Annotated in this window: 25 protein-coding genes and 1 riboswitch; of the genes, 4 read left to right on the forward strand and 21 right to left on the reverse strand. The window is 54.1% G+C overall.

Translation table 11 applies throughout. The features are described from left to right. Positions 1-98 precede the first annotated feature (98 nt). Both AC0LWM_RS24235 and AC0LWM_RS24240 read right to left on the reverse strand, forming a co-directional pair. Positions 99-935: an ABC transporter permease subunit gene (locus AC0LWM_RS24235; RefSeq protein ID WP_474677580.1), complete on the reverse strand. Its 837-nt coding sequence runs from the start codon at positions 933-935 to the stop codon at positions 99-101. Further along, positions 932-1,840: an ABC transporter ATP-binding protein gene (locus AC0LWM_RS24240; protein ID WP_474677581.1), complete on the reverse strand. Its 909-nt coding sequence runs from the start codon at positions 1,838-1,840 to the stop codon at positions 932-934. Before AC0LWM_RS24240 ends, AC0LWM_RS24235 begins: the two co-directional genes overlap by 4 nt. A gap of 221 nt (positions 1,841-2,061) precedes the next feature. Here AC0LWM_RS24240 and AC0LWM_RS24245 point away from each other — a divergent pair, with 221 nt between their 5' ends. Beyond that, positions 2,062-2,283 carry a hypothetical protein gene (locus tag AC0LWM_RS24245; RefSeq protein ID WP_474677582.1) on the forward strand — a complete coding sequence of 74 codons (222 nt, stop codon included), beginning with the start codon at positions 2,062-2,064 and terminating at the stop codon, positions 2,281-2,283. Positions 2,284-2,474: 191 nt separating this feature from the next. On the opposite strand, the gene thiC is transcribed toward AC0LWM_RS24245, so the two are convergent. Together thiC and AC0LWM_RS24255 are read right to left on the reverse strand one after the other, a co-directional pair. Then, a complete protein-coding gene (thiC, locus tag AC0LWM_RS24250) occupies positions 2,475-4,265 on the reverse strand; it encodes a phosphomethylpyrimidine synthase ThiC (protein WP_474677583.1) in 1,791 nt (596 codons plus the stop codon). Positions 4,266-4,585: 320 nt separating this feature from the next. Further along, positions 4,586-4,695, reverse strand: a riboswitch (TPP riboswitch). A 97-nt stretch (positions 4,696-4,792) separates the two neighbouring features. Further along, positions 4,793-5,536 (reverse strand): IclR family transcriptional regulator, encoded by a 744-nt coding sequence (locus AC0LWM_RS24255; RefSeq protein WP_474677584.1) that lies wholly within the window; start codon positions 5,534-5,536, stop codon positions 4,793-4,795. 480 nt (positions 5,537-6,016) lie between these two features. Here AC0LWM_RS24255 and AC0LWM_RS24260 point away from each other — a divergent pair, with 480 nt between their 5' ends. Beyond that, entirely contained in the window at positions 6,017-7,033 is a 1,017-nt protein-coding gene (locus tag AC0LWM_RS24260) for an alpha/beta hydrolase (protein ID WP_474677585.1), read from the forward strand. Between the two features lie 273 nt (positions 7,034-7,306). Here AC0LWM_RS24260 and folE read toward each other — a convergent pair whose 3' ends face one another. The 9 genes from folE to xylA all read right to left on the reverse strand — a co-directional run bounded on the left by folE (position 7,307) and on the right by xylA (position 14,642). After that, positions 7,307-7,900 carry a GTP cyclohydrolase I FolE gene (folE, locus tag AC0LWM_RS24265; RefSeq protein WP_474677586.1) on the reverse strand — a complete coding sequence of 198 codons (594 nt, stop codon included), beginning with the start codon at positions 7,898-7,900 and terminating at the stop codon, positions 7,307-7,309. 67 nt (positions 7,901-7,967) lie between these two features. Further along, positions 7,968-8,174, reverse strand: a complete 207-nt coding sequence (locus tag AC0LWM_RS24270; RefSeq protein ID WP_474677587.1) for a YneF family protein — start codon at positions 8,172-8,174, stop codon at positions 7,968-7,970. A 102-nt stretch (positions 8,175-8,276) separates the two neighbouring features. Then, complete coding sequence (locus tag AC0LWM_RS24275) at positions 8,277-9,368, reverse strand: HD-GYP domain-containing protein (protein WP_474677588.1); 1,092 nt, start codon at positions 9,366-9,368, stop codon at positions 8,277-8,279. A 103-nt stretch (positions 9,369-9,471) separates the two neighbouring features. Beyond that, the gene (gene queG / locus AC0LWM_RS24280) at positions 9,472-10,653 is read right to left on the reverse strand and encodes a tRNA epoxyqueuosine(34) reductase QueG (RefSeq protein ID WP_474677589.1); all 1,182 of its coding nucleotides are present in this window, start codon (positions 10,651-10,653) and stop codon (positions 9,472-9,474) included. Positions 10,654-10,701: 48 nt separating this feature from the next. After that, entirely contained in the window at positions 10,702-11,136 is a 435-nt protein-coding gene (gene rnhA, locus AC0LWM_RS24285; protein WP_474677590.1) for a ribonuclease HI, read from the reverse strand. Positions 11,137-11,140: 4 nt separating this feature from the next. Continuing rightward, positions 11,141-11,734 carry a signal peptidase I gene (gene lepB, locus AC0LWM_RS24290; protein WP_474677591.1) on the reverse strand — a complete coding sequence of 198 codons (594 nt, stop codon included), beginning with the start codon at positions 11,732-11,734 and terminating at the stop codon, positions 11,141-11,143. Then, the gene (locus tag AC0LWM_RS24295; protein ID WP_474677592.1) at positions 11,697-12,287 is read right to left on the reverse strand and encodes a DUF402 domain-containing protein; all 591 of its coding nucleotides are present in this window, start codon (positions 12,285-12,287) and stop codon (positions 11,697-11,699) included. Before AC0LWM_RS24295 ends, lepB begins: the two co-directional genes overlap by 38 nt. Positions 12,288-12,473: 186 nt before the next feature. Then, positions 12,474-12,953: a GNAT family N-acetyltransferase gene (locus AC0LWM_RS24300; protein WP_474677634.1), complete on the reverse strand. Its 480-nt coding sequence runs from the start codon at positions 12,951-12,953 to the stop codon at positions 12,474-12,476. 522 nt (positions 12,954-13,475) lie between these two features. Next, positions 13,476-14,642 (reverse strand): xylose isomerase, encoded by a 1,167-nt coding sequence (xylA, locus tag AC0LWM_RS24305; RefSeq protein WP_474677593.1) that lies wholly within the window; start codon positions 14,640-14,642, stop codon positions 13,476-13,478. A 535-nt stretch (positions 14,643-15,177) separates the two neighbouring features. Here xylA and AC0LWM_RS24310 point away from each other — a divergent pair. Both AC0LWM_RS24310 and AC0LWM_RS24315 read left to right on the forward strand, forming a co-directional pair. Further along, positions 15,178-15,789, forward strand: a complete 612-nt coding sequence (locus AC0LWM_RS24310; protein ID WP_474677594.1) for a superoxide dismutase — start codon at positions 15,178-15,180, stop codon at positions 15,787-15,789. 98 nt (positions 15,790-15,887) lie between these two features. Next, positions 15,888-16,217, forward strand: a complete 330-nt coding sequence (locus AC0LWM_RS24315; protein ID WP_474677595.1) for a DUF1904 family protein — start codon at positions 15,888-15,890, stop codon at positions 16,215-16,217. Between the two features lie 173 nt (positions 16,218-16,390). Here the strand turns inward: AC0LWM_RS24315 and AC0LWM_RS24320 are convergent, their stop codons facing one another. From AC0LWM_RS24320 to AC0LWM_RS24355, 8 genes are all read right to left on the reverse strand, one after another. Then, positions 16,391-17,515 carry a family 10 glycosylhydrolase gene (locus AC0LWM_RS24320; RefSeq protein ID WP_474677596.1) on the reverse strand — a complete coding sequence of 375 codons (1,125 nt, stop codon included), beginning with the start codon at positions 17,513-17,515 and terminating at the stop codon, positions 16,391-16,393. A 5-nt stretch (positions 17,516-17,520) separates the two neighbouring features. Further along, entirely contained in the window at positions 17,521-19,287 is a 1,767-nt protein-coding gene (locus tag AC0LWM_RS24325) for a sensor histidine kinase (protein ID WP_474677597.1), read from the reverse strand. 3 nt (positions 19,288-19,290) lie between these two features. After that, the gene (locus tag AC0LWM_RS24330) at positions 19,291-20,838 is read right to left on the reverse strand and encodes a response regulator (RefSeq protein ID WP_474677598.1); all 1,548 of its coding nucleotides are present in this window, start codon (positions 20,836-20,838) and stop codon (positions 19,291-19,293) included. Between the two features lie 161 nt (positions 20,839-20,999). After that, entirely contained in the window at positions 21,000-22,649 is a 1,650-nt protein-coding gene (locus AC0LWM_RS24335) for an extracellular solute-binding protein (protein ID WP_474677599.1), read from the reverse strand. An 11-nt stretch (positions 22,650-22,660) separates the two neighbouring features. Beyond that, a complete protein-coding gene (locus AC0LWM_RS24340; protein WP_474677600.1) occupies positions 22,661-23,563 on the reverse strand; it encodes a carbohydrate ABC transporter permease in 903 nt (300 codons plus the stop codon). A gap of 25 nt (positions 23,564-23,588) precedes the next feature. Continuing rightward, positions 23,589-24,488, reverse strand: a complete 900-nt coding sequence (locus tag AC0LWM_RS24345) for an ABC transporter permease (RefSeq protein ID WP_474677635.1) — start codon at positions 24,486-24,488, stop codon at positions 23,589-23,591. 233 nt (positions 24,489-24,721) lie between these two features. After that, entirely contained in the window at positions 24,722-25,987 is a 1,266-nt protein-coding gene (locus AC0LWM_RS24350) for an MFS transporter (RefSeq protein WP_474677601.1), read from the reverse strand. After that, positions 25,987-26,451 (reverse strand): MarR family winged helix-turn-helix transcriptional regulator, encoded by a 465-nt coding sequence (locus AC0LWM_RS24355; RefSeq protein WP_474677602.1) that lies wholly within the window; start codon positions 26,449-26,451, stop codon positions 25,987-25,989. The genes AC0LWM_RS24350 and AC0LWM_RS24355 overlap by 1 nt, the downstream gene beginning before the upstream one ends. Positions 26,452-26,461: the final 10 nt, after the last annotated feature.

Genomic DNA, 26,461 nt, shown 5'->3' on the forward strand with positions numbered 1-26,461 from the left:
ACTCCTCATGAACCAGCGTAGCCGCCCTTCGGCTCCATCTCAATGGAAAGTTTAATCTAAGTCGTTTTGACCCATCCATCCGCATTCCGGCTTTTAAATTAATGGACCTGTCGCTCGAACAAAACTTCGCGCTGATTGGACTTGGCGATTTGCCGCAAAAGTATAGCGCATAGGATAAATATTCCCCCGCCTACCAGCCATAAAACGAAGGTGCTGATCAAGACGACTCCGGTTACCTGCGTGATAATCATCGCTATGATCGGCAGTATGACAATGCCGCCGATTTGCTGCGCTTCCTGAAAACCTTTCGTCCGTGCGGATACGAAAACACTGACCAGAATCGTAAGCAGCGTAAAGGCCGGGATAACCCAGACAAGCAGAACCGCCCATTGCCAGTTCGGGAATATGATCCGGTCAAACATCGAATAGGTCAATGCATTGACGGTGACGCCGCACAACACGAAACCGATCAACGTAATTACATAAGACGGGATAAACGCAGCCATCACTTTGCCCAGAAACAAATCCTTGATTTCCAGCGGCGCATAGAGCAAGCTTTCCAGCGTGCGGCGTTCCTTTTCGCCCACAAAGCTGTTGATGGCGATCATCAGCGCGTTAATGACCGGGATGAGCAAGAAAAACGTACATAATAAATAGTTGACGAACAAATAAATGGCCTGATGCGTAAAGTCGGGCATCCGCTGAAGCGATTGTTTGGCGGCTTCGTCCGGAAAGCTGTCGATAAGCTTCGTTAACAAGTGGACGATCGATTGATCCGGCGATCCGGACATCGATTTGGCCACGATGATGACAATGGCTGGAAGCACGATCCCGAACAGCAGCGGCAGCAGGACGAGCCCAAGCCATACTTGGGGATTGGACGTTATGGAACGGATGTCTTTTTTGGCAACCGCCCGAATGATGCGGATATTCATCGCCTGTTCCCCCTCACTTGAAAATAAATCGATTCCAGATCGCGGTTCACGATTGCAGCCGAATGAACCCAAGTCTCGTTTAGCAGTTTTTGCAGCAGAACCGAGATCTCCTCTTTGGAAGGCAGCTCGAACAAAATATGTTCGCCGGAGATCCGTTTCGCGGCGAACCCGGCATAAACGCCTCCTTGCAGCTGCAGTCCCGTTTCGACACGCAGGCTGATGCGGTTTACGTATTTGTTTTCCAGCTCCTTCAGCGTACCTTGTTCGATCATGCTGCCATTTTCAAGAAACATGTACGTATCGCATACGTCTTCCATTTGGTGAAGCACGTGGGAGCATAAAAAAATCGTCGTCCCGTATTGTTCGTTCAATTGCTTCAAGTAACGCATCACCATCTGAATGCCTTCGGGATCGAGCCCGTTGGTCGGTTCGTCCAGAAACAAAAGCGAAGGCCGATGCAGCAAAGCTTTCGCCAAGGCAAGCCGTTTTTTCATGCCGGTGCTGTACGTGCCGACCCGCTTGTGCTGATGCTCAGTCAAATCGAACAAATCCAGCAGCTCGCGAATTCTCATCTCATTCAGGCAGTCGTAGATCTCAGCAAAAAAGAGCAAATTGTCAAGACCGCTTAGGTCATGGTAAAGGCCCGCTCCTTCGGTAACGATACCGCTCAGGCGGCGAATCGCATCCCCGTCCTTCGCAGGATCGTAGCCGTCTACGCTGATCGTTCCTTGATCGGGACGAATGACTCCGTTCAACAAACGAACGATTGTCGTTTTGCCCGAGCCGTTCGGACCAAGCAATCCGATAATATCTCCACGGTTTAACGTAAACGTTACGTCTCGCAGCACCTGCTGCTGCCCATAGCTTTTGGCCACATGCCTTACATCAATAAAAGGCGTTTGCATCGTACTTCCCCCTCGTATATCGCTTCGTTGCTGTTGATAGTACGGACGGAGGGAACAAAAAGTTCAGTACATGCACAAAATTTTTATGATAGACAAGATGCCGTTGATGCCGAACGTTTCGGCAGCCAAGCCCATTTTATAGAGAGAAGGTTATGGTCAAGTGCCTTTCCGCACCTAACTGCATAATATGGTGTGATTTATAAAAAGAAAGGAGTTTATTCATGACTCAAGATCATTTATTCGCCCAACAACAAACCGGAGGTTTATTCGACCAATCGCAGCAAAGAGAACCTCATATGCACACTTACAGTCATCATACCGATCACCATCATGTTCACCATCCCGGGCATCATCATTTCCATCCTTTGCAAGCTCCAACACATCCGCATTTTATTCACCATCATTTCCATCATCACTACCATCACCCAATGGGAGGTCGTTAAGTTAAGTTTCATTGAAAAACGCTTATGTCAACAGTGCACGGTACGGAATCCGCATTCAGGTCAAAACCCTGGCTCGCAGGCCTTCGCCTTGGAACCAGGGTTTTTATTGTGAGAATGATACCGGATGCATCGGCATGTCCGGATCCGGCGTTACTCCACATCGATCTCGGTTTTCACGCCCAGTTATCGGTTTACCGGCCGCTTGCTTCGCGGTACTCCCTCGCTTTGTCCGCGAGCCCCGCTTCAATCGACAGCTCCGGCTCCATTCCGGCAGCACCCGCATATTCGCGCAGCTCGTGGGAAATTTTCATGCTGCAAAATTTCGGGCCGCACATGGAGCAAAAATGCGCTGTCTTCGCCCCTTCGGCTGGCAGCGTTTCATCATGATATTCCATCGCCCGGTGCGGATCGAGCGACAGGTTGAACTGGTCGAGCCAGCGAAACTCGAACCGCGCCTTCGAGAGCGCGTCGTCCCGCTGCTGCGCGCGCGGATGGCCTTTGGCCAAGTCGGCGGCATGGGCGGCGATCTTGTAAGCGATGACGCCTTCGCGCACATCGTTTTTGTTCGGCAGCCCGAGGTGCTCCTTCGGCGTTACGTAGCACAGCATCGCCGTGCCGAACCAGCCGATCATCGCCGCCCCGATGGCCGACGTGATGTGATCGTAGCCAGGCGCGATGTCCGTCGTCAGCGGCCCCAGCGTGTAGAACGGCGCATCGCTGCAAATCCGCTGCTGCAGCTCGACGTTTTCCTTGATTTTGTGCATCGGCACATGCCCCGGTCCCTCGATCATGACCTGCACGTCGTGCTTCCAGGCAATTTGCGTCAGCTCGCCGAGCGTCTCCAGCTCCGCGAATTGCGCCTCGTCGTTCGCGTCGGCGATCGATCCCGGACGCAAGCCGTCGCCGAGCGAAAAGGCGATGTCGTAGGTTTTCATGATTTCGCATATTTCTTCGAAATGCGTATATAAGAAGTTCTCCCGATGATGCGCCAGGCACCATGCCGCCATAATCGATCCGCCACGCGACACGATGCCGGTTACCCGCTTGACGGTCATCGGTATGTACCGCAGCAGCAAACCGGCATGGATCGTGAAGTAGTCGACGCCTTGTTCCGCCTGCTCGATCAGCGTGTCGCGGTAAATTTCCCATGTCAGGTCCTCGGCGCGGCCCTTGACCTTCTCCAGCGCCTGATACAGCGGCACCGTGCCGACCGGAACCGGTGAATTGCGGATGATCCATTCGCGTGTCGTATGGATGTGCTTGCCGGTCGACAAGTCCATGATCGTATCCGCGCCCCAATGCGTCGCCCACGTCATCTTCTCGACCTCCTCCTCGATCGAGGACGTCACGGCGGAATTGCCGATATTGGCGTTGATTTTCACATGAAAGCCCCGCCCGATAATCATCGGCTCGCTTTCCGGGTGGTTGATGTTCGCCGGGATAATCGCCCGGCCGCTCGCCACCTCGTCACGGACGAATTCCGGGGACAAGCCCTCGCGAATGGCGATGAACTCCATCTCCGGCGTAATGATGCCGCGCCGCGCGTAATGGAGCTGCGTCACGTTGCGCCCGGCCCGCGCGCGCAGCGGGTAGCTGCGCACATGCGGGAACCGCTCGGCCTTCGCCGCCTCAAGCGAATCGTCCGAGGCGTAGCCGTTGTCCTCCGGCCGAACGTCGCGGCCGGCATACGGCTCAACGTCGCCGCGTACGGCGATCCAGGCGCTGCGCAGCGGCGGCAGTCCCGCCCGGACATCGACCGTATGACTCGGGTCGGTGTACAAGCCGCTCGTATCGTATACGCGTACTGGCTCGTTCACGATCTTATCCCCGCTTGGCGTTACCGTCGGGTGCAGCGAAATTTCGCGCATCGGAACGCGAATATCGGGTCGCGAACCTTCGATGTACACTTTGGAGCTTGCGGGAAAAGCGGTTGCCAAGGTTTGTTGGCTTTGTTCGGTTTGTTGGCTTTGTCGGGATGTCATCTACAAATTCCTCCTGAACGGTGTATTGAAATCTACGCTCCGTCCGTAATGCGAGGCGGATCCGCAGCCGAAGGCGGCAATGATGAGCGCTTCGCGACGCAGAGGCTGGCACATTCGCTTACACGCGTGTGGCGCCTTATGCTTGAACACAAAAAGCCGATACCCGGAAGGTATCGGCTTTGTGGCGCGAACAAACCGTCGCGGGATCGCATTTGCGCATGCAAGAATAAACGTTTGGTTCATGCAAAAACGCAATATGTCGCCCCGCAATACGTGTTTTCGCGTACACTGTTCCCGCTTATGCGCTTGACGCGCTTCGGCTGTCAGTTAAGCTGATTCTCTCCGCTGGCATTATCCAGATCAGATCAACGGTCAGCGGCATACGGCCGCAATCTCAGCCTGACTTCATCAAGCCCCCGTATCAAACGTATGAAATTCTTTTTTACCATACACCAGTTCGCCCGTTGTTGCAAGAGGCCGGCTTCGGTTGTTTTCTTCGGCTAAAGGTTCAAAGCTTCCTTCAACCGCTATTTCAGCATTTTCCCCATCCGGTTAGCCGCTTCCATAATCGCCGGCGCATGCTCGCGCATTTTTTCCAGCGTCCAGCGGTTGGACGGTCCGGAAACGGACAACGCCGCAACGAGCTTGTGCGAGCGGCCGTAAATCGGAGCCGACACTGCAGTCGCCCCCGCCTCGCGCTCTTCGATGCTGGTTGCGTACCCTAATCGGCGAATGTCCTCCAGCTGATCGGCGTAGGCTTTGCGATCGATTGTCGCAGGCCATGCCGGATCGTCGAGGATCGCCCGCCGCACGTCCTCCTCGGCAAAAGCGAGGAGCACCTTGCTCGACGCGCCGACGTAAATCGGCAGCCGGGCGCCGACCGGAGCGACGCGGCGTATCGCCTGATTGCTCTGCACCGCTTGGATGCGAATCCGCTCCTTGCCGTCGCGCAGGTACAGGCTGATCGTTTCGCCGATCGCATCGCGCAGCAGCTCCATCTCCGGCAGCAGGATCGCAGCCGGGTCGTCCGCTTGCGACATGTTCGCCGACAGCTCCCAGATACGGAAGCCGAGCCGGTATTTGTCCGTTGCGGCATCGCGTATGACGAAGCCTCTGCCTTCCAGCGACGCCAGCAGCCTGTGCACGGTACTTTTATGCAGCGCAACCTTGCCGGCAATTTCGGTTAATCCGAGCTCCGTGTCCGTCGTAAAACACAGCAATATATCAAGGGCTCGCTCGACCGCTCGAACCGTTAATTTCTGATCCTCCATCGGTTGGCACGTCCTTTCGTGAACAAGAATCAGTTTCATGTAATGAAACAAAACTAAATACCAGTATACATGAACCGTCCCCCAGCGTAAAGCGATATTCAATTGCCGATTCGTTTTTCGATGACATTCGATTGCGAAATTTGACAAGCACATTGCACGAATTACAGGATCGTTACATTCTCATTACATTTGATCTAGGACAATTGACGTAGATTCCTCTGCCCCTTAGTATTAAGTTACGAATAACAAAATGATTCTCCCCAAACATATGAAGGCCAATTGAACATATCCCGTACGAAGCATACACAACTTACACCCCGAGGTTAAACGACCGGCGTCGTCCGAATCGGCGCGTTCGTTTGCCGAGGAATATAAGCTAAGCGTAGAGTGAAGCTCCTCTAAGTCATGAATGTATCCTCGTCGTAAAGGCTTCGATCAGAAGCAAGCTTATATTTAAGAAAATCGCAGGAGGGACCCCTCATGGAAACGACATCCCTGTCTCCAATAACATTGCAGCAAGCTGGAATTGAAAACGCTGCCAAACCAATAATACGTCGACGGATCGCCAAAAAACATATTGTGTTCGGGATCGTCATTTCTTTGATCTTGCTGCTGATCAGTTCCTTCCTGCTCTTGCACGCTTATATCGCATGGGTTCTCATGAACCCGAACGTCGCCGCGCTCACTTCCAATCCGATGCTGGCCAAGGGCTTGCATTACGAGGATGTGACTTTTGCCAGCAAAAGCGGCAGGACGAACGTCGACGGCTGGTACATTCCCGCCGACTCCGCGAGCACGGTCATATTCAGCCACGGCTACGGAGCGAACCGCGAGGAAGTATGGGTTCCGATGTACGATCTGGCCGATACGATGCATAAGCAAAATTACAATGTGCTCATGTTCGATTACGGATTTGCATCTACCAACAATAAGCAAACGGTAACCGGCGGCAAAGAAGAGGCCCAGCAACTGCTTGGCGCCATCGACTTCGTCAAGCAGCGCGGTGCCGGCAAAGTATATATATGGGGATTTTCGATGGGCGCGGGAACGGCGCTGCAAGCAGCGCTGCAGACGAACGACATCGACGGCATGATTCTCGACAGCACGTTTCTGCTGGAGCCGGATACGCTGTACCATAACATCAAGCAAGAAATCGATTTGCCTCGTTTCCCTTCGCTTGCTCTCGTTCGGTCGTTTTTCCCGATATTGAACGGCACCAACCTGGATCAAATCCCGTACCAGGAAGTCAAATCGACGCACTACCGGATGCCGATCTTTATGATTCACGGCACGGACGATGCAAGAGCGCCTTACGAAATCGCCGAAGAAATCGCCAAAGAGCAGTCAGGCAATCCCGAATCGCAATTTTGGCTTGTGCCGGGCGGGCTTCACGAGTTGATCTTCCAGGTGCACCGCAAAGAATACTTGCAGCGAACGCTCGGGTTTCTGCACGAGCTGCAGCTGCCGCAGCATGGGGCCGTCGCTTTGGCTTCCTAGCCGTTCATCTTTTGCGACAAACTGGCAGTTAATTACGATAGCTTCCTTATCGCTCCAGTACCAAACCGACGATACGGCACGAAGCTCTATCGCTGGGCACGTCGTAAGTTTCGTAACAAGCGAAAACCCACCGCTTAAGGTTGGCGCCTACGGTGGGTTCGCTTGATTTAGCTTATTTGTTTCATGCGCGCCATGGTGGATCCACAGCCTTTCAGGTCCTAAGAGCATTTACCGTTCTAGCGGTGAAAGCTCTTTTTTAGTATGCGGAATGGATTATTGCTTTAGCAAAGCGAGAAATTCCGCCCGGGAAGCCGGGTCCTTGCGGAACGTGCCGCGCACTGCAGACGTGACTGTCTTGCTGCCCGGCTTCTTCACGCCGCGCGAGCACATGCACAGATGCTCGCCTTCCACGACGACCATTACGCCGTGCGGCTTCAATACCTCGTCCATAATATCGGCAATCTCCGACGTAATCCGCTCCTGTACCTGGAGTCTGCGGGTGATCGCCTCGACGAGGCGCGCAAATTTGCTCAGCCCGGCGATTTTGCCGCTCGGGATATACCCGATATGGACTTTGCCGAAGAACGGCGCCATATGATGCTCGCATTGGCTGTAATAAACGATGTCCTTGACGATAACCAGCTCTTCGTGACGCTCGTCGAAGGTGACGCCAAGCACGTCGCGCGGGTCCACTGAGTAGCCCGCGAAAATTTCCTCGTACATTCGCGTGACGCGGGCCGGCGTTTCCAGCAGCCCTTCGCGGTCGACGTCTTCGCCGATCAGCGATAGAATTTGTCTGATATGATGCTCGATTTGCTCGTGATTCTCGGATACGCGGACATTCGTATAATCCTTGAGTCCAGCCATGAGGTTTACCTCCCCCAGCACCGAATCCGAATGCGACGCTGTTGCACCGTTTTCGTTCGGGCTTTCCTTATTTGAGTTTGCGGTTCTTCAACATTTGCTGAGCTTTGTTCAACTGCTGCTTGTTCATATTGTAGCCCATCTGTTTTGCCATCTTCTGCAGCATTTCGGGATCGCTTTGCATTTTCTCGATCTGCTTGCGCAAGTAATAGACGCCGCCGAAAAAGCCGCCGACCGCGCCAACGATTAGTGTAATGATCGGAATAATATAGTTCACCTAGGACCCACCTCAGCACAATTGTTCTTATTCGTTTAGATTTTATAATAGCATGACCTGCGTCAGGACACAAATAAAATGGTGCCCATTATTTTACTTTTTTTAAAGAACGCTGTCGATAAAGAGCGTAGGATGCGTCGCCAGATCGATTTCTTTCACTTGAATGTCGTCGCTGTCTTCCTTCCTGACGATACGAACGACCGGTCTGCCCGGCAATCCGCGATGCTGGCCGACGACGACGCCAACCTCCTTGGTCGAAAGCTTGACGGAAATGCCGGTCGGGTAAATCGACACCGTCCGCAGGAATTGAATAAGCACCTCGCGGTCAAGCTTCGTCTCCGCCAGGGCGACCATATATTCGCAAGCTTCGTGCGGCAGCATCCGCTTCTCGTCCGTTTCGGCGAACAACAGGTTGTCGAACATGTTGGCTACGGCGACGATTCGGGCGTACAAATGAATTTCGTCGCCGGCAAGCTTGCGGGGAGAACCAAGACCGTCGAGCGTCTCGTGATGCTGCAGTGCGACATGGGCGATCAGCAGGTTAAATTCTTTTTTCTGCTTCAAATATTCAAAGCCTCTCCACGTATGCTCCGACAGCTTGTCCCCCGCCTGGCCCGCTTCTCCGGCCGTCTCTTCGGACTTTTTGTCCGCAGCCGCCGATCCGGCTTTATCCGTTCCGCTTCCTTTGCCCTCTACCTTGCCGATATCATGCAGCAGGGCGCCGATCGCCAAATCCTTCAATTGCAATTGGTTCAAGTTCATATTGATACCGATAAGGACCGACATCATGCAGACGTTCATCGCATGGACATAGGATTCGTTGTCCGTTGTCCGGATATCCGACAGCTGGACGAGCACTTCTTTGTTCCGCATGACGTCGTCCAGCAGGTAGTCGATGCTGATCCCGATCGACTTCGTATTGAATTCTTTGCCGGAACGGATCGCTTCCATCGTTTCGGACATTTTGCCGAGCACCATATGCTTCGTTTCTTCGGACAAAATATCGTTAATTTCCACGTCCGCAAAATTAGGGTCTTGAATATATAACATCGTCACACCGATTCGTCTCAGCGTATTGATCATGTATACGGTCAACTGAACACCCGCTGAAATCAATGTTGTTCCATTGCTTGAATAGATGGTCTGTCCCAGTTGTTGCCCGGGCTCAACCGAATCGATATGCACGTATCTCATTTGCTGCCTCTCCCTGTCCCGTCAAAATGTTCTAATGAAATTATCGGCAAATCGGGCGATCGATGTTTGGATTATCGTTTCAAGGAGCGAATTGAAGCTTATTTTATTTCGGAATGAAACGGCTTAACGTCTTGTTCAGCTCCTCAAGCACCCGCTCGTCCTGCTCCCGCGACAGCGCGGCCTCCAGCGCTTGCCTCGCTTCCTCGCCGCCGATTTTGCCGAGCGACCATACCGCCGTGCCGCGAATTTCCGGCCGCGGATCGCTCAGAAGCAGCTCGCGCAAATGCGGCACGGCGCTCGCGTCCTTGAAGTTGCCGAGCGCGATGACCGCATTGCGCTGAATCGGCTTCTTCCCGCGCCATGAGGAAGCGCTTCGCCCGTATTTCTCCTTGTACTCCTTGTTGCCGATCGTCAGCAGCGGGATGAGCAACGGCTTCATCAATTCCGGATCCGGCGTAAATTCTTCATGCTGCGTCCAGTTTTTGCCGCGATTTTTGGGGCAGACGATTTGGCACGTGTCGCAGCCGTACAGCCGGTTGCCGATCTTCTCCTTCATCTTGTCGTCGAGCCAGCCCTTCGTTTGCGTCGCAAACGAAATACAGAGGCTGGAATTCAGCTGTCCCGGCCCGACGAGCGCCCCGGTCGGACATGCATCGATGCAGATCGTGCAATCGCCGCAATCCTCCGTCACCGGAACGTCAGGCGGAAACGGGATATTCGTGATCATCTCGCCGAGGAAAAACCAAGAGCCCAGCTCCGGCGCGATAATGGAGCAGTTTTTGCCGCTCCAGCCGATGCCGGCCCGTTCCGCCACCGCACGGTCGACGAGCACGCCGGTGTCGACCATGCTCTCTAGGCGCGCGTCCGGCACTCTTTCCTTGATGAAAGCTTCGAGCCGCTGCAGCCGGTTTCGCAGCACATGGTGGTAATCCTCTCCCCATGCGGCACGCGATATAATGCCCCGATACGCACCGGGCTCCGATTTGGGCGGATTCGGCATTTTCGACGGATACGCGACCGCAATCGAGATGATCGATCGCGGCTCCGCGAAGCTCAGCTCCGGGTAAATCCGCTTATCGATGTCCGGTTCCTCGAAGCCGGATTCGAAACCCTGCTCCCGATGCTTCAGCAAAATTTGCTTCAGCTCCAAAAAAGGCTCGGCCGACGCAAATCCGATTTTGTCGATGCCGAGCTCCTTCGCCGCCATTTTGATCGATTCCTTCAGGGATAGCCAATCTTGCACCGAATCGGCATCCGATCCGGCTCCTGGATAGCTTGTCCGCATAGGATCCCTCCTCAGCCAGCTTTTATATATTCAGTTCATCATTATGCGCTACAAATTTTTGATCGCTTCACGGGCCAAATAATCGCAATGATTGTTCAGCTCGTTGTCGCTATGGCCTTTGACTTTGATATATTCGACCCGATGCTTTTCCATTAGCACTAGCAATTGTTTCCACAAATCCTGGTTTTCAACCGGCTGATTTTTGCTGTTCTTCCAGCCGTTCTTCTGCCACCCGCGATACCAGCCTTGCTGGAAGCAATTGACCACATAAGCCGAGTCGCTGTACACCTTGACCTTGCACGGCTCCTTCAGCAGCTTGAGCGCCTCGATGACGGCTGCGATCTCCATACGGTTGTTCGTTGTCGCCCGTTCTCCGCCGGAAATTTCCCTGCGGTGCTCGCCGAACATCAATATGGCGCCCCAGCCGCCCGGTCCCGGGTTCCCGGAGCAGGCGCCGTCCGTATATACCATAACTTCTTTCACAGCATTATAGCCCCTTTATCTTCGTGATCGGCCACAATATAAAATCGGCGCGCCCTTTGATCATATCTTTCGAAACGGTGCCGAAGATCCGGCTGTCCTTGCTCGCCGACGCATGACGGTTGTCCCCCATGACGAAATAATGGCCCGCCTCGACAACAACCGGCCCGACGTCCCCGTCGGCGATTTCCGTATCGGTGTAGGGCTCGATCTCCAATGTTCCGTTTACGTAAAGCTTGCTGTCGCGAACTTCCACCGTATCGCCGGGCAAGCCGATAATCCGTTTAACGAGGAAATCTTTTTTGTCGGGCCCTTCACTCGGGTCCTTTAAGATGACAACGTCGCCCCGCTCCGGATCGCCGATCCAATACACGATTTTGTCGACGAACAGCCATTCTTTCTCCAGCAGCGTCGGCTGCATCGAGTGTCCTTCGACCTTCGACAAGTTAAAGACAAAATAATGAAGGAACAGGACGACGACAACGGCAATTCCGATTGACTTCACCCAGTCCCACAGCTCGGACTTGAACGTCGTCCGTTCTTTCCGCGGTTTGATCTTGCGTCTACTTTCCGTGCTCGTGTTCGTCTCCAGCTCGCTCATGGGATACCTCCGCCTCATGTTGTTTCCATGCTTCGTAATAAGCCCGCACCGCTTCGTCGTTAAACGGGGCTGCGCCCTGTTTAACCCGCTCGACAAGCAGATCCAGCCCGTCCCGAACTTTGCGGTCCACCATATCCGAATAATGGTAGTTGACTTTATGCTGGTCGTATTCTTCTTGGTCGACGACATGCATGCTTCCGTCGGGCATACGGATGACGTCCAGATCGTAATCGATGTAGGTAATCACGTTGCCGCTCTGGTATGGCGGCGAAGCGACATTGCAATAATAGCGGACGCCTGCGTCCTCGATGAGAGCAACTACGTTGAACCACATTTTCGGAATGAAAAAAGAAACGGCCGGAATCCGGCTTACCCACTGCTTCCCGTCGGACTCCTGGATCGGCGTCTGACTGTTGATGAGCACGAGCATCGATTCGTCGGCATGCTCCTTGCGTACGAGGCCGGGCGGAACAAGCCAATTTTCGAGCCATTTTCGGTGCAAATGGCCGTCGTGCTTGAAGCTTTTTATGACAAACGGCAAATATTGTTCCATGCCTTACCCCTAACGATGACAAAAGTGTGTTAACGTTTATTATAGCAAAAACAACGGTTCAGGTATATGCATAGTCTGACCGATACTAGGATGATCGGCTTGCCGGCCGGCCGATCCAAAATAAAAAAGCATACCTTGTCCGAATCGATCGGTTCAAGATATGCTTCGAAGTGCAATCATTGCAATTTATCCCGTGACAATGCTTAACGGACGCAGCGAACGCCAGAAGTCGCCCGCTTGATATCCAAGAGACTCGTATAAAGGCAAAACCTGTTCATTATGCTGATCGGCGGAAACCAAAATTTTGCTGACCTTGCGCGATACGAATTTCGAACGCATGCCTTCGATCAATGCTTTGCCGATCCCGATGCCGCGATGCTCCTTACTAACGGCGATCCGATAGTAGTAGCCCTTGTTGTTATCGATGGTTCCAATGATAATGCCAGCGATTTCGTTATTTACTTCCGCTACGAGAACAAGCTCCCCATCCCACTTAAGCTGTCTGGCGAATGCTTTCATCGTCTCTTCGTAACAAGACTCCGACAAAACTTCCTCGAACAGTTCTGTAACCGCTTTGTAATCAGCCAATTGAAAGGAACGAACGAACATTACAGCCTCTCCCTTATCCGAAGACTCTACTTTATATCTTTTTGTATATTTCTTAATTTCGACAAATATCGGGGAAATCCTTCTTAAATATTAAAAAAACATTAAAAATATTAAAAAAACTTGAATTTTCTCTTGAAAACGCTTCATTTCAAGCGTTTTCATTCAATAAATAGGAATCCGAAAAAAATATAGGGAGCTTTCTCAGCTTTCCCGCGCCTTGTCGGATGCCCGGCCTTATTTGTCGACTCATTACTTTATATCATACTTTAGAACTACGATTTCGTATATAAGAAAAACTTCTATCGAAGTCCTTCAAGGATGAGCGACCGCTATTCTACCCCACAAAGTGAAGTTTAGCTTCGCAGTATATTCCGATTACTTTGCGGGGACCCCAACTCAGTGGAAGTTTATTCTTGGTAAAGAAAGTTCTCTTTCGCTTTAATGCTTCAGCGAACTTAAACTTTCTTTATCGTTAAGAAAAGTTTCTGATCGAAGCTCTTTCGTCGAAGAAACTTTACCGAACTTAGCTTTCTTTATCGTTAAGAAAAAAAATCGGCTGCCCTAAGGCAGCCGTCGGCTCTATCTGACACCCAGTATGATTTCCATGGTGAGCTGGTCAAGCTTCTCGTATTGCAGGCCTTCCGCGGCGATAGCATGCCGGTCGAACCGGTGAGCGCGAAGCGCGGCGAGGCTTTCCGCCGAAAATTTGGCGTCGAAGCCCGGAATGCCGTGCTGCTTGCCGCGAATTTCCTGAAGCAGGCTTTGAATTTCGGCGTCGTTGTTGAACTGCCGTACTTTTTCTTTAAGAATGAGATAAGTGCGCATATTGCCTTTGGCGAATTCGATGACGCCGTCGCGGTCTTCGGTCCGAAGCGCATGCGCGTCGAAGTGCAGCATGCCCTTATAGTTATAATCCTCCAGCAGCTTGACGAGGAAAAACGCTTCCTTGATGCCGTCCGAGCCGAAGCGCAAATCTTGGTCGAATCGCCCCATCTTCTGATCGTTCAGGTCGATATGGAACAGCTTGCCGGCTTCCAACGCCTGTGCTACGGCGTGATAGAAGTTCAAGCCGGCCATCCGTTCGTGAGCGACCTCCGGGTTGACGCCGACCATCTCGGGATGGTCCAGCGTGGCGATCAAGCCGAGCATCGCGCCGGTTGTCGGCAAATAAATGTCGCCTCGCGGTTCGTTCGGCTTCGCTTCCAGCGCGAATTTGTATCCGTACTTCTGCGAGAGGCTGTAATCGCATAGATAGTTAATGGCCTCGCGGTACCATTTCATCGCGTCGCACGCGTCGCGTCCGGCATCCACCTCGGCTCCTTCGCGCCCGCCCCACAGGACGAATATTTCGGCGCCAAGCTCGGCCCCGAGGTCCATCGCTTCGATCGTCTTCTGCAGCGCATAAGCCCGTACCCGTGGATCGTTCGAGGTAAAAGCGCCGTCGCGGAATACCGGCTCCGTGAACAAGCTGACGGTCGCCATCGGCACCTTCAAGCCGGTTTCCTGCAGCGCCTGTCGGAATTCGCTTACGATCCGCTGCTTCTCAGCCTGCGTCGCGTCGATCGGCACGAGATCGTTGTCGTGAAAGTTGACGCCGTAAGCGCCGAGCTCGCCGAGCAGCTTCACCATTTCGACCGGGGAGAAGCCTTCCCTTACCGGCAAGCCGAACGGATCGCGTCCTGGGTTCCCTAAAGTCCATAAGCCAAACGTAAAACGGTCTTCCTTCTTCGGAACGTATCGATTCATCTACATAACCTCCACACACTTTGTTTATTAAATAAACAATGTCTATGCCATTATCATATCACGTTCAAGCAAAAACACAATAAGAAAAACTTCTATCGAAGTCCTTCAAGGATGAGCGACCGCTATTTTACCCCACAAAGTGAAGTTTAGCTTCGCAGCATATTCCGATTACTAAAAGTTTGCGTAGCAAACTGGCATCGGAAGCGTTACTGCGGGGACCCCATTAGCGGAAGTTTATTCTTGGTAAAGAAAGTTCTCTTTCGCTTTAAAACTTCAGCGAACTTAAACTTTCTTTATCGTTAACGAAAAAGACCCGCACAATTTATACGATCCGCAGGTCGGGTTTAGAAGTGTTCGACAGGCCGGGAACATGGCGATTGTTGTATAATTTTCACCCAATTGTTCCATGCTTAAAGAGGACCCATTAGAGATCATCGATTCGACAATACTTTACAAACATACATGTTGATTTATTATAGAATATAGGTGATAATAATGGTGTTGAACTACATATCTATCGGGAGGTATATTACCAATGGCACATCAATTACCAGCTCTGCCTTACGCGAACAACGCGCTTGAGCCGCACATCGACGAGCAAACGATGATGATTCACCACGACCGTCACCATAATACATATGTGACGAACTTAAATGCTGCACTGGAGTCCGCTCCTGAGCTGCAAAGCAAATCCGTAGAAGATCTGATCGCCGACCTGAACAGCGTTCCGGAAAGCATCCGCACCGCCGTTCGCAACAACGGCGGCGGCCATGCCAACCACTCCTTGTTCTGGGCAACGATCGGCCCGAACGCCGGCGGACAACCGACTGGCGCTCTGGCTGACGCAATTGCCAGCGAACTGGGCGGCTTCGATAAATTTAAGGAAGATTTCGCGAAAGCCGCAACAACTCGTTTCGGCAGCGGCTGGGCGTTCCTCGCCGTATCCAAAGACGGCAAGCTGAAAGTATACAGCCTGCCTAACCAAGACAGCCCGATCATGGAAGGCGACACGCCGATCCTTGGTCTGGACGTATGGGAGCATGCGTACTACCTGAAATACCAAAACAAACGCCCTGACTACATCGCCGCTTTCTGGAACGTAGTGAACTGGGACGAAGTCGGCAAACGTTACGAAGCTGCGAAGTAATTCGCGAATTCGCGTTTGCGCGGAAGGACACTTGGGCTTGGCAACAAGCCCCGGTGTCCTTTCTTTGTGCCATTCTTCATTGAAGGAGGTTTCTTGCGGTGCCGCAACTTAACGTAAAAGGAATATCCGCCGAAGCGATGCGGACGATCAGCACGGCATTGATCGACGATTTGGCGAGCATTTGCGAATGCGGAACGGATAATTTCACGATCGACTGCTTGCAGGTGACTTCCGTATTCGGCGGCGAGACCGTTCCGACGTTCCCGTTCATCGAAGTCGCCTGGTTCGAACGCGGGCAAGACACAAGAGACCGCGTCGCGGCGGCGATTACGAAGCATGTTCTTTCGCTTGGCGTTGCGGAAGTCGAAGTCGCTTTTGTCGTTTATCGGGAAGACGGCTATTACGCGAACGGCAAGCATTTCGGTTGATTCCGGAACCTTGGGGTGCGCGAGCCCAGGATCTATCTGTTCACGGCGTTCCCATTACGGTAAAACAATGAATCAACTTAAATAGTAAGCGCCCGTATCTAATGAAATAGACAAAGCACCTTGCCTCAATTAGGCCGGTGCTTTGTCTTTTGTCCGATTGCCTCATGTGAAGCTTACCAAGACCTCATCATGTCGATCCGCTCCAGTACATCTTCCGTCCACCGGCCGTACACGAAAAACGACAGACTGCCGATCGACGGATAGCCATCCCGCAAGCCCGCGTATATTTCCTTGTACTCGGCATCGCTCCACTTGACGTCCAGCGCCGGGATGATTGGCTTGTCGCCGACCTTCGCTTTCGTTTGCGCGGTAATCCCTTTCCCGCTATACACCCAATTCGGCTCGAACCCCCAATCGCGGAAATACGCCATCGGCGACACGAAATCCAGATACGCCCCGAATTTGGCGGCATCCTGGCCAACCTCCACAAATTCCGGCGGCAAAATGTAGGCGCCGAGCGAAACCTTCGGCTTGATCCGCTTGATCTCGTCGTACACGCTTCGGACGTATTCACCCAGCCGTTCGGTCCGCCATTCGTTCCATTGCCGCCGCTGCGCGTTGTCGGTCGCGAAATCGATCGTCGCCGGGTCGTAGCCGAATTGCTGCTTGTACGCGCCGCGCGTGTAATCGCCCATGTCCATGTTCATGTCGTCGAACCGAAGCCAATCGAGCACGACGCCATCCACGTCGTAACGGCTGATGACCTCTCGGACGATCGACCGCTCGTACGCCTGCACGTCCGGGTGCAGCGGATTGACGAAGTATTCCACGCCCCGCGAGCCTTGGAACGGGACAATCTCCCCGTCAACGAGCGACTTCATCTGCCATTCATGGTTCCGTTCCGTCGCCGCGTTGTCGTGGAATTGCGGAATCCAGGCTCTCACCTGCATGCCGCGTCCATGCGCTTCCTCAACGACGGCCTGTAACGCGTCAAACTGCTCGTATCCCGGAGCGACCGGGGCAATCTTACTGTCGTAATACACATAACCCGAGGAAATAAAGATGTCCTCGTCCTGCTTGACGTTCAAGTTGACGACGGAGACGTTGCGGCTTTTGGCCGCGTCGAGAAATTTGACGACGTCTTCTTTGCCGTGAAAATTATGCGCCGTTTGCACGATCACTTCCGTCGCAAAAGGCGCCTGCTTGCCTGCGCCGCACGACGCCAGCAAAGAGGCTGCCCCGGCAAGGAGCAGCGCCGGCAGCAGCTTGCGCGCCATTCGATTCAACCATGAATTCATTGCGTCTACTCCTTGCGTTCATCCCACGGAATGGCCGGGAACACGATGCGCACCGACGTTCCGATGCCGGGCCGGCTGTGGATCGAAACGCCGTATGGGTCCCCGAATTGCAGCTTGATTCGCTGATCGACGTTGCGGATGCCGTACCCGATGCCGTCCGGCGCGAAAACGCGCTCGATCGTCTCCGCCGGCATGCCGACGCCGTCGTCGATGATCCGTAGCTCGATCCGGCCCGCCTCAATTGCGGCCGCGATGCGGATATGAATGCGGTCGCTGTACAGCGCATGCTCCAGCACATTCTCGATAAAAGGCTGAACGATAATTTTGACCGTTTCGTGCCCCAGCACTTGAGGATCGATATCATAAGCAATTTGCAGCCGATCCTCGTGCTTGATTTTTTGAATATCGATATACGATTTGGCCTGCTGCAGCTCCTCGTCGATCGAGATGAGGGTACGCCCTTCGTTCAAGGTAAGACGATAAAATTTGGCCAGCCCGCGCACCATCTCGTCGAGCTTCGATATTTCGCCGAACTTGGCGAGCCGACTGATCGACGACAACGTATTGTACAGGAAGTGCGGGTTGATCTGCGATTGCAGCGAGGACAACTCCGCTTCCTTCTTGCGCAGGTTCGAAACGTACACCTCCTGAATGAGCGTTTCGATATGGCCTCCCATTTCGTTGAGCGCGGCCGCGATCTGCGCGAACTCATCCTTGCCGGAAAATTGAATCCGCTTGCGGAAATCCCCTTCGCGAAATACCCTCAGGAACGAAACGATCTTCGTCACCCGCTTCGAGAAATAACGGGAAATGGCGAGGCCGGCGCCAAATAGAACGACAATGCTGGCCAGACACACCATAATCGTAAAATTGCGCAGCTCCTTGGCGTTTTTCTCCAGCAGGCTATTCGGAATGAGCGCCACAAGCGTCCAATTCAGTTCCGGCAGCTCCTGCTCGATCACGAGATGGCCGGGCGCCAGCGTGCTGCGCCACGTCTCGCTCAACTGTGCGTGCACCCCCTTCGAGGCGAATACCGCGCGATCATCGGCATCCGCAACGATCAGGCTGCTCTCGTTGTCGATTTTCAGATGGTCGACCGCGGATAGCAAATCGCCGATTTTGGCGGAGATCCGCATAAATCCGATATGCTGCCCTTGCGATACGTCGTTAAGCCCACGCAGGAGCGAGATATTGCCGAACCTCGCGTCCGCATCGACCTGCCGCCAAGCCGTCGGCCCGTCGATTCGGACGGCCATGTCGCGGAAATCGGCGTACCACGCGAGCTCCTTCAACCGGTCGAGATGAAACAACTCGTACCGCTTCGACTTGGATAAAGGGTCCTCCGACGGCTTCTGCGTCGTATAAATTTCCGGGACCGCCGCATTGTTCAAGTACAAGGAAAGACGAATATTGCTGGCAGTCAGATCGATCGTGCTTTTCAGCTTCGGTTGAAGGTAGTTGAACGTCCGCTCGTAGCTGTCCCAGCCTTCCTTGTAGCTGCGCAAATTGTCCTGCAGCGTATAATCCCAGTACAGCTGATCCGATACGCGAATCAGGTCGTTCACCTTGTACATGACGTTATCGCGGATTTGCTGGAGCGTGCCGGCGATGTTCATGCGCGTTTGCTCCTTGATGGAGCTCACCGAAGACGTGTACGCGAAATAACCGACGAACAGCACCGGCATCATGACGAACAGCAGGAAGATGACCGTCAGCTTCAGACCAAAAGAAAAGCGAAACGGCTCTTTCGCTTGCGGTTTCAGGTTCGGCATCCTTCAGCCCCGCTTCCGGTAATCGCCCGGCGTGACGCCGTACGCTTCCTTGAATTGCTGTCCGAAGTACGCGAGGTTGTTGTAGCCGACCCTGTCGGCCACCTCGAATATTTTCAGCTTCGGGTCCTGCAGCAGCTCTTTCGCTTTTTCAAGCCGCATCTGTACGACGTATTCGTTAAAGGTGCGCCCCGTCTCCGTTTTGAACAGCTGCCCCATGTAATTGGGCGAAAAGGAAAAGTGCTGGGCGGCTTCGCGCAGCGTCATTTCTTTGTCCAGCCGCGCGGCGACATACTCGCGAATCTCGTCCACGAGCTTGTGGCTTCGCTTCAGCCTCCGGTTATGCAGCAGCTCCGACGTCTCGAACATCCGCAGCCGCAGCCAAGATTTCATGTCGCCGATCGTTTCGAAATCGTATACGAAATCGAGATGCTGAAATTCGACTCCCCACAGTCGGTGCAGGTTCTCGTTCATCTGCCGCAAATAAACGTCCAGCTTGGATATGATATGCAGCAGGAAATTGTACACCGACAGCTTCCTCTCGAGCCGCCCGGCCAGCGCGAACAAACCTTCCAAGCAATCCGAAACCTGCACCAGCCGATAGTTGGCTACTGCCGTGAACAACGCCTCCAGCAAGCCGTCCACGTCTTTGGCATCCTGCACGAGCTGCTCGCGTTCCTGGCCGATCGCTTGCAGCACCTTGCCTTTGCCGTTGAACAATTTGCTGCCGAGCCCGTCGAGCGCTTGCCTGCAGGCATGAGGCAGACGCCCGGCACCGCGCGCCTCGTCGCTTAAGCCGATCGTCACGGAAAATGCCCCGCCATCCTTCACGCGTTCGATCAACCGCTCCAATCGGGCTGCCGCATCCCCGCAAGGAATGAACAGCGCGAGCCGATGCCTGTCGATTTTGCAATACCGGTCCAAATCGGCTTCCGCGAGTTCCCGCTCCAGCACGTCGGACCATTGGCGAACGATGCTGTCCTTCTCTTCCTCCGGAAGCGAATTCAGCTTCAAAGCGAGATCGTCGAATTCGATGACGGCCACATGCAGCGGCTCCCTCACCCATGCAAGCCCCCAGCGGTCGATGAGCGGGGACAGCGAATCGCCTTCCCCGTCCATGCCGCCTTCGAGCAGCCGCGCCATCAGCTCCTTGGCCGCAAGCGGCGCCGACCGCCGGGCCACATCCAGCTCGTTTCGCACGGACAGCAGCGTCTGGAACAGCTCGTCATCGTCCACCGGCTTCAGCACGTAACCGCTCACGCCCATCGAAATCGCCTGCTTCGCATATTGAAAGTCCTGGTACCCGCTGACGAGCACGATTTTGATCTTCGGCCTTGCCGCAAGCGCTTTGGCCGCAAGCTCCAGCCCGGTCATGATCGGCATCCGAATGTCGCTGACCAGGACGTCGGCTTCATGCGCGGCCAAATATTCAAGCGCCTCAAAGCCGCTGCCCACGGCGGCGACGACCTCCATGCCGAGTTTGTCCCAATCGATCAATCGCCGCAAGCCTTCCAAATCCAAACGTTCGTCATCCGCCAGAACGACCCGATACATGCCGTCACCTCATCCCTTATGCAAGAGAGTATACTTTGACCAAAGTATACTCTCCCCGCTCCGCTGAGCCAATCTTTTTTCGATCGAGTTTCCTCGCTGTACTTTGCCTTGCTCTACCTCGCTCGGCTGCCATATCTTTCTGCGGCCTCAGCTTGCATCCCTTATTTCGCGTGCATTTTCGCCAAGTTATCCTGCCACACCTTCGTTTCGTAGGCCAGCAGCTTCGCAAGCCCCGCTTTATCGGCGTCGGCCGCCGCCTTGTCGATCAGCGCGAGCACCTCCTCGTCGCTCTTCGCGTACAGCGCCTTCGCGAACATTTGGCCGTACATATCGGACAGCCGTCCCGCGATTATGCCCTCCTCCGTGCTCGCTTCAGGCATGACGTTCGTAAATTCGGTCATGTCCTTCACCGTTTTCCAAGCCACCTCGTTCTGCGCGATCGTCGACCAGTCGCGCTTATCCTCCGGCAGCGAATATTCGATCTTCGACTTCGCTTTGTCGATAAACCCGGAGTTGCCCGCCCAGTTGAACTTCTCGAAGTTGGTCATATCCTCGGTGCGCTTGTCGATCGGCGTCGTCCGGTAGCTGTCGTTCGGAATCGGCGAGCCGTCGTCTTCGGTTTTGTCCCAATACAAGCCCGGAGGGCCAAAGAACAGCAGCTTCTGGCCTTCCTCGCCGGTAACCCAATCGAAGTAGGCGAAGATCGCTTCCGGATTGGCGGCGTTTTTCGTAATGACGTTCACGTTCCAGCCAAGCGAAATGTAGCCGTCGATCCAAATTTTATTTTTATCAAGGCCTGGCTTATGAATCGGCCAGATGATTTGGTAGCCGTCTTCCGGGTCCTTCGTTTTCAGCTCGTTGTTGCCTTGCCGGCCGATATCGGTCGTCGTGGAATTAAACACGACCGCGACCTTGCCATTGTTGATCTTCTCCTTCACTTGGTCGAGCGTTTGCGTGAACGCGTCTTGCGTCATCAGCTTCTCGCGGAACAGCTTGCTGACGAACAGCATGTACTCCTTGAAGTTCGCATCGGTATAGATCGACTTCAGCTCGTTGCCTGTCGGCACGCCGCGCATGTCCACGTAGAAGTTAAGCTGGTCCTCGGCAAAAGCCGAATACATCATGTACGCGCCTTGCGCGCCGTCGCCTACTTCCAGCGGCACGATACCCGGATATTTGGCTTTCACCTGGGTCAAATAGCTGTACAGATCGTCCGTCGTCTCCAGCTTCGGCGAGCCGAGCTCCTTGTAAATCTTCTTGTTGACGATCCAGCCGCCGTTGCCCATCGGCTTGTTCGTGTACCAGTTCGGGATCTGGTAAATTTTGCCGTCACTCGAGCGCAGCATGTTCAGCGTCGCTTCGCCGGCCCATTTTTTGAAATTCGGGTATTTGTCGTAATATTCGTCCAGCGGAACGAGCAGCCCCGCCGATCGCAGCTTCTCGACGTCGCCGCCGCGATCCATCTGGATGACGTCCGGCAAATCGCCCGACGCCTGCATCGTGCTGAATTTTTGCTGCGCCGCGCCGCCGGATTGCACCGGCACGACCGTAACTTTTTTATTGTCGAGAATCCACTTGGTCGCCGGATTGTCCGCCCACGGATCCGTCACCGCCCAGTCGTAGTTCAAGTAAAACGAGAAGGACAGCGGATCTTTGCCGAACTCGGCGGCTTTATCGTTCGACGTATCGCCCGATTTGCCTTCGGAATTGCCGGGATCGCCGCTGCCGCAGCCGGCCAGCGCGACGCCTAGGCTAAGAACCAACAGGATCGAGCTCAGCTTTTTGTTTTTCGTTAACGCGTTTTTTGTCATAGGTACTCCCCCTATTCTTTTAATGACCCGACCATAACGCCTTTTACAAAATATTTTTGCACGAACGGATACACGATGACAATCGGAATCGTCGCCACCATCATCGTCGCCATCGATAACGACTTGGTCGTCACGCTCCGCAAATTCGCGATATGCGCCAGAGCTCCGGCATTGCCGTCCTTGGCGTGCGTCAGCTGCTCGGTCATAATATTGGAATTCATGATTTGCTGGAGCAGCGTCTGAATCGGCAGCAGCTTCGCGTTCGAGATGTAGATGCTCGGCGTAAACCAATCGTTCCAGTAGCCGACCGCGGTGAACAAGGACAGCGTGGCGATGACGGGCCCGGACAGCGGGACGACGATTTTGAAAAAGATGCCGAAGTCGCTTGCCCCGTCGATTTTCGCCGATTCCTCCAGCCCCCCCGGCAGCTCGAGGAAAAACGTCCGGAACACGATCATGTTCCACACGCTGATGATCCCCGGAACGATCAGTACCCAGAACGTATTGAGCATGCCAAGCTCGCGAACGAGCAGAAACGTAGGGATCAGCCCGCCGCCGAAATACATCGTCACGATGCAGAACATCATGTAATATTTTTTGCCGATTAGCCCGCGCTTGGACATGCCGTAAGCGAATAGCGCCGTGCACAGGATGGACAGGAACGTTCCCGCCAGCGTCCGCGCGACCGAAATGCCGAATGCGTCGATCAGCCGTTTGTCGCGGAACACGATCGCATAGTTGTCGAGCGTGAACTGCCTCGGCCAAAACGTAATGCCTCCGTTCGCCGTGTCCGAGCCAACGTTCAGCGAAATGACAAGCGCATTCCAGAACGGATACAACGTCACAAAACCTAATACAAGCAAACAGATGTAGATGAAAACCTGCAATATTTTTTCGTCCCAGCCGAGCCTCATGGACGTCCACCGCCTTTCCCGCCGCTCACCATAAGCTGTTCCCGTACTTTCTGGCGAAAGCGTTGGCGACGGTCAGCAGCCCGATGCTCAGCACCGCTTGGAACAAGCCGACGGCGGTCGCATACGAATACCGCGAGCTGAGCACGCCGACCCGGTATACGTATGTATCGATGACGTCCGCCACGTCCTGAACGATCGGGTTCGTGCCGAGCAGCAGGATGTCCTCGAAGCCCGCGCTGAGAATGCCGCCTACCGCCAAGATGAAGAAGATGACGACGACCGGCATGATGCAAGGCACCGTGATGAGGAAAATTTGCCGAAGCCGGCTCGCCCCGTCGATGGAGGCCGCCTCGTACAAGTGCGGGTCGATGCCCGCGATCGCCGCCAAATAGACGATCGTGCCGAAGCCGATATCTTTCCAGATGCCGGTCGTCACGAGAATGGCCCAGAAGTATTCCGGCACCGACAGGAAGCTGACCGGCTCGTCGATCGCTCCGATCGTCTGGAGCAGCATGTTGACGCTTCCGTTATCGGTCGACAGCATCGACATGACGAAGCCGGCGACGATGACCCATGACAAAAAATAAGGCAAATAGCTGACCGTTTGAATGATTCGCTTGAACGTCATGTTGCGGACCTCGTTCAGCATCAAAGCGAGCGCGATCGGCGCCGGGAAACCAATGATCAGCTTGAGAAAGCTGATGCAGATCGTGTTCCGGATCAAATTCCAGAACTCCGGGTCCTCGAAGAACATCCGGAACTGGAACAGCCCGACCCAGTCGCTTCCCCAGAAGCCCTTCAGCACCTCGTAGTTTTGGAAAGCCATCAGCACGCCGTACATCGGAATATAGCTGAATATGAAAATAAAAATGAGCGGAGGAATGACCATGATCTGCAATTGCCATTGGCGCCAAAACTTCCGCATCGAGGTTGGTTTGGACGCCGCCGGCCGCAAAGGCCGCAAAGTCGTTTCTGCCTTCACGCTCCTCCTCCTTTCGGGTGTTGTTCTGCTGCAGCACCTTCATTGTACGAGGTAAGCGCTTCCGGCAACACTGGGCAAATCAACGATAATTACAAATTTTCAACGGGTTTGGTTTGCAAGACCTTCGGACGACAAAAAAAGCTTTTCCAGTTTCGGAAAAGCTTTCGACTCTATTGTTATGAAACGCCGCTCGCCTTGGCTTCCGCTTGGCCTGTGGCTAGCTTGCGGTTCTTCTCGATCATCCGCGATACCGCGAATAACAGCATGAACACGATCATAGCGCCAGCCGACAGCCGGTACATGATCGCATATCCGGTTGAGGATGCGATCGCGCCGAGCAGGAATGACCCCGCGGCAATGCCGAGATCGATCGAGTTGTAATACGCTCCCGTCGCTACGCCGCGCCGGTCCGGCGTTACACGCTTAAGAGCCCAAGCCTGCAGCGAAGGTTGAATGACGCCGTAACCGACGCCATAGAACAACGCGGATACGATCAGCATCGCCGTCGAGGTCGTGTAAGACAACAAGACGATCCCGATGAACGTCATGACCGCCCCGAACGGCAGAACGGCTCCCGGCCCTTTGCGATCGAACAGCTTGCCCGAGAACGGACGAACGATCAATACCATCAGCGCATTAAACAGGAAAAACAATCCGGCGTTCGCCAGCCCCGCTTCCTTGCCGTAAAGGGCAATAAAGCTCACCAGACCGCCGTACGTGACCGAAAGCAGCATGCTCATGACGCACGGCAAAATGACGTTGCGGTCGATCCACGACGGCTGCTTGCGCGCTTGCGGTTCCGCCGCCGGTGCCGCGGCTGCCGGAGCAGCGGGAGCTTGGGCTGGCGTCTTCTTCGGAACGCGAATCATCGTCATGAGCGGAATGACGATGAAAGCGGAAGCCCCCGCCACGGCGATCAGCGTGCCGAAACCGAAGTCATTCAGCAGCCATATGCCGATAACCGGCGCAAGCGACATCGATAAGCTCGTAGACAGTCCGAAGTAGCCCATGCCTTCGCCGATGCGCTTGGGCGGTATGACATCGGAAACCATCGTTCCGTTCGTCGTGCCCGCAATCCCGAAGCCGATGCCGTAGACGACCCGAATGACGAGGAAAAGAAACAGCGTGCTCACCCAATAATAACCTGCCGTCGCCAGCGCGAATGTAATCGAGCCGGCCATCAGCAGCGTCTTGCGGTTGGCCGTGGCGAGCGCTTTGCCGGTAAAAACCCGGGCGATGACAGCCGAAACGGCGAACAGCACGATGACGAGGCTCACCATCATATCGTGGCCGCCGAAACGCTCCGCAACGTAAACGGGCAACGCCGGCGTAATCATCTGCAGGTTCAGGAAAAGAAATAAATTGCCCAGTGTCAAAAAAATAAAATCTTTGGTCCACAGCCGATTTGGCCGGCTTGTACTTGTACTATCGCTGCTGCCCATTAACTCAACTCCTGTTTGTTTTCATTGTGATAAGCGCGATCGGCATTGGCCTCCAGCACGCGCAGCGTTTCACGGAACGCCTCGATCCGTTCCCGCGGCACCCCGTCCATCAAATCCTGCATCGACTGCATTTCGATCGGAATGAGCTTATCGGCCATCGCCGCACCTTTCGGCGTAATCCGGATCAAAAACGAGCGCCGATCCTCCGCATTCGCTTCCCTGCGCACCATCTCCTTGCGGTCAAGGCAATCCAATATGCGCGTAATCGTCGGCTGATCCTTGACCGCCCGCGCGGCAAGCTCCTTCTGCGTAATGCCGTCCTGCTCGCGCAGTCGGCATAACACGCTCCACTGCTCTACCGTAATATCAAAAGGCTTGAATCGGCTCGCAAGCAGCTGCGCCATTTTCCGGCTCATCTTGCTGATCTGAAAGCCCAAAGAATCGTCGGCTCTAAATTGATTCAACGTAATCAAC

It is taken from the genome of Paenibacillus sp. sgz302148, from assembly GCF_056120465.1.

Bases quoted from the DNA above. Each gene is read 5' to 3' on its own strand.
- AC0LWM_RS24275 (WP_474677588.1), bottom strand. From the start codon at position 9,368: ATGAGATACGTGCATATCGATTCGGTTGAGCCCGGGCAACAACTGGGA.
- lepB (WP_474677591.1), bottom strand. From the start codon at position 11,734: ATGAGCGAGCTGGAGACGAACACGAGCACGGAAAGTAGACGCAAGATC.
- xylA (WP_474677593.1), bottom strand. From the start codon at position 14,642: ATGAATCGATACGTTCCGAAGAAGGAAGACCGTTTTACGTTTGGCTTA.
- folE (WP_474677586.1), bottom strand. From the start codon at position 7,900: ATGGCTGGACTCAAGGATTATACGAATGTCCGCGTATCCGAGAATCAC.
- AC0LWM_RS24240 (WP_474677581.1), bottom strand. From the start codon at position 1,840: ATGCAAACGCCTTTTATTGATGTAAGGCATGTGGCCAAAAGCTATGGG.
- AC0LWM_RS24350 (WP_474677601.1), bottom strand. From the start codon at position 25,987: ATGGGCAGCAGCGATAGTACAAGTACAAGCCGGCCAAATCGGCTGTGG.
- AC0LWM_RS24340 (WP_474677600.1), bottom strand. From the start codon at position 23,563: ATGAGGCTCGGCTGGGACGAAAAAATATTGCAGGTTTTCATCTACATC.
- AC0LWM_RS24295 (WP_474677592.1), bottom strand. From the start codon at position 12,287: ATGGAACAATATTTGCCGTTTGTCATAAAAAGCTTCAAGCACGACGGC.
- AC0LWM_RS24245 (WP_474677582.1), top strand. From the start codon at position 2,062: ATGACTCAAGATCATTTATTCGCCCAACAACAAACCGGAGGTTTATTC.
- AC0LWM_RS24345 (WP_474677635.1), bottom strand. From the start codon at position 24,488: ATGCGGAAGTTTTGGCGCCAATGGCAATTGCAGATCATGGTCATTCCT.
- AC0LWM_RS24310 (WP_474677594.1), top strand. From the start codon at position 15,178: ATGGCACATCAATTACCAGCTCTGCCTTACGCGAACAACGCGCTTGAG.
- AC0LWM_RS24235 (WP_474677580.1), bottom strand. From the start codon at position 935: ATGAATATCCGCATCATTCGGGCGGTTGCCAAAAAAGACATCCGTTCC.
- queG (WP_474677589.1), bottom strand. From the start codon at position 10,653: ATGCGGACAAGCTATCCAGGAGCCGGATCGGATGCCGATTCGGTGCAA.
- AC0LWM_RS24260 (WP_474677585.1), top strand. From the start codon at position 6,017: ATGGAAACGACATCCCTGTCTCCAATAACATTGCAGCAAGCTGGAATT.
- AC0LWM_RS24325 (WP_474677597.1), bottom strand. From the start codon at position 19,287: ATGCCGAACCTGAAACCGCAAGCGAAAGAGCCGTTTCGCTTTTCTTTT.
- AC0LWM_RS24330 (WP_474677598.1), bottom strand. From the start codon at position 20,838: ATGTATCGGGTCGTTCTGGCGGATGACGAACGTTTGGATTTGGAAGGC.
- AC0LWM_RS24320 (WP_474677596.1), bottom strand. From the start codon at position 17,515: ATGAATTCATGGTTGAATCGAATGGCGCGCAAGCTGCTGCCGGCGCTG.
- AC0LWM_RS24335 (WP_474677599.1), bottom strand. From the start codon at position 22,649: ATGACAAAAAACGCGTTAACGAAAAACAAAAAGCTGAGCTCGATCCTG.
- thiC (WP_474677583.1), bottom strand. From the start codon at position 4,265: ATGACATCCCGACAAAGCCAACAAACCGAACAAAGCCAACAAACCTTG.
- AC0LWM_RS24255 (WP_474677584.1), bottom strand. From the start codon at position 5,536: ATGGAGGATCAGAAATTAACGGTTCGAGCGGTCGAGCGAGCCCTTGAT.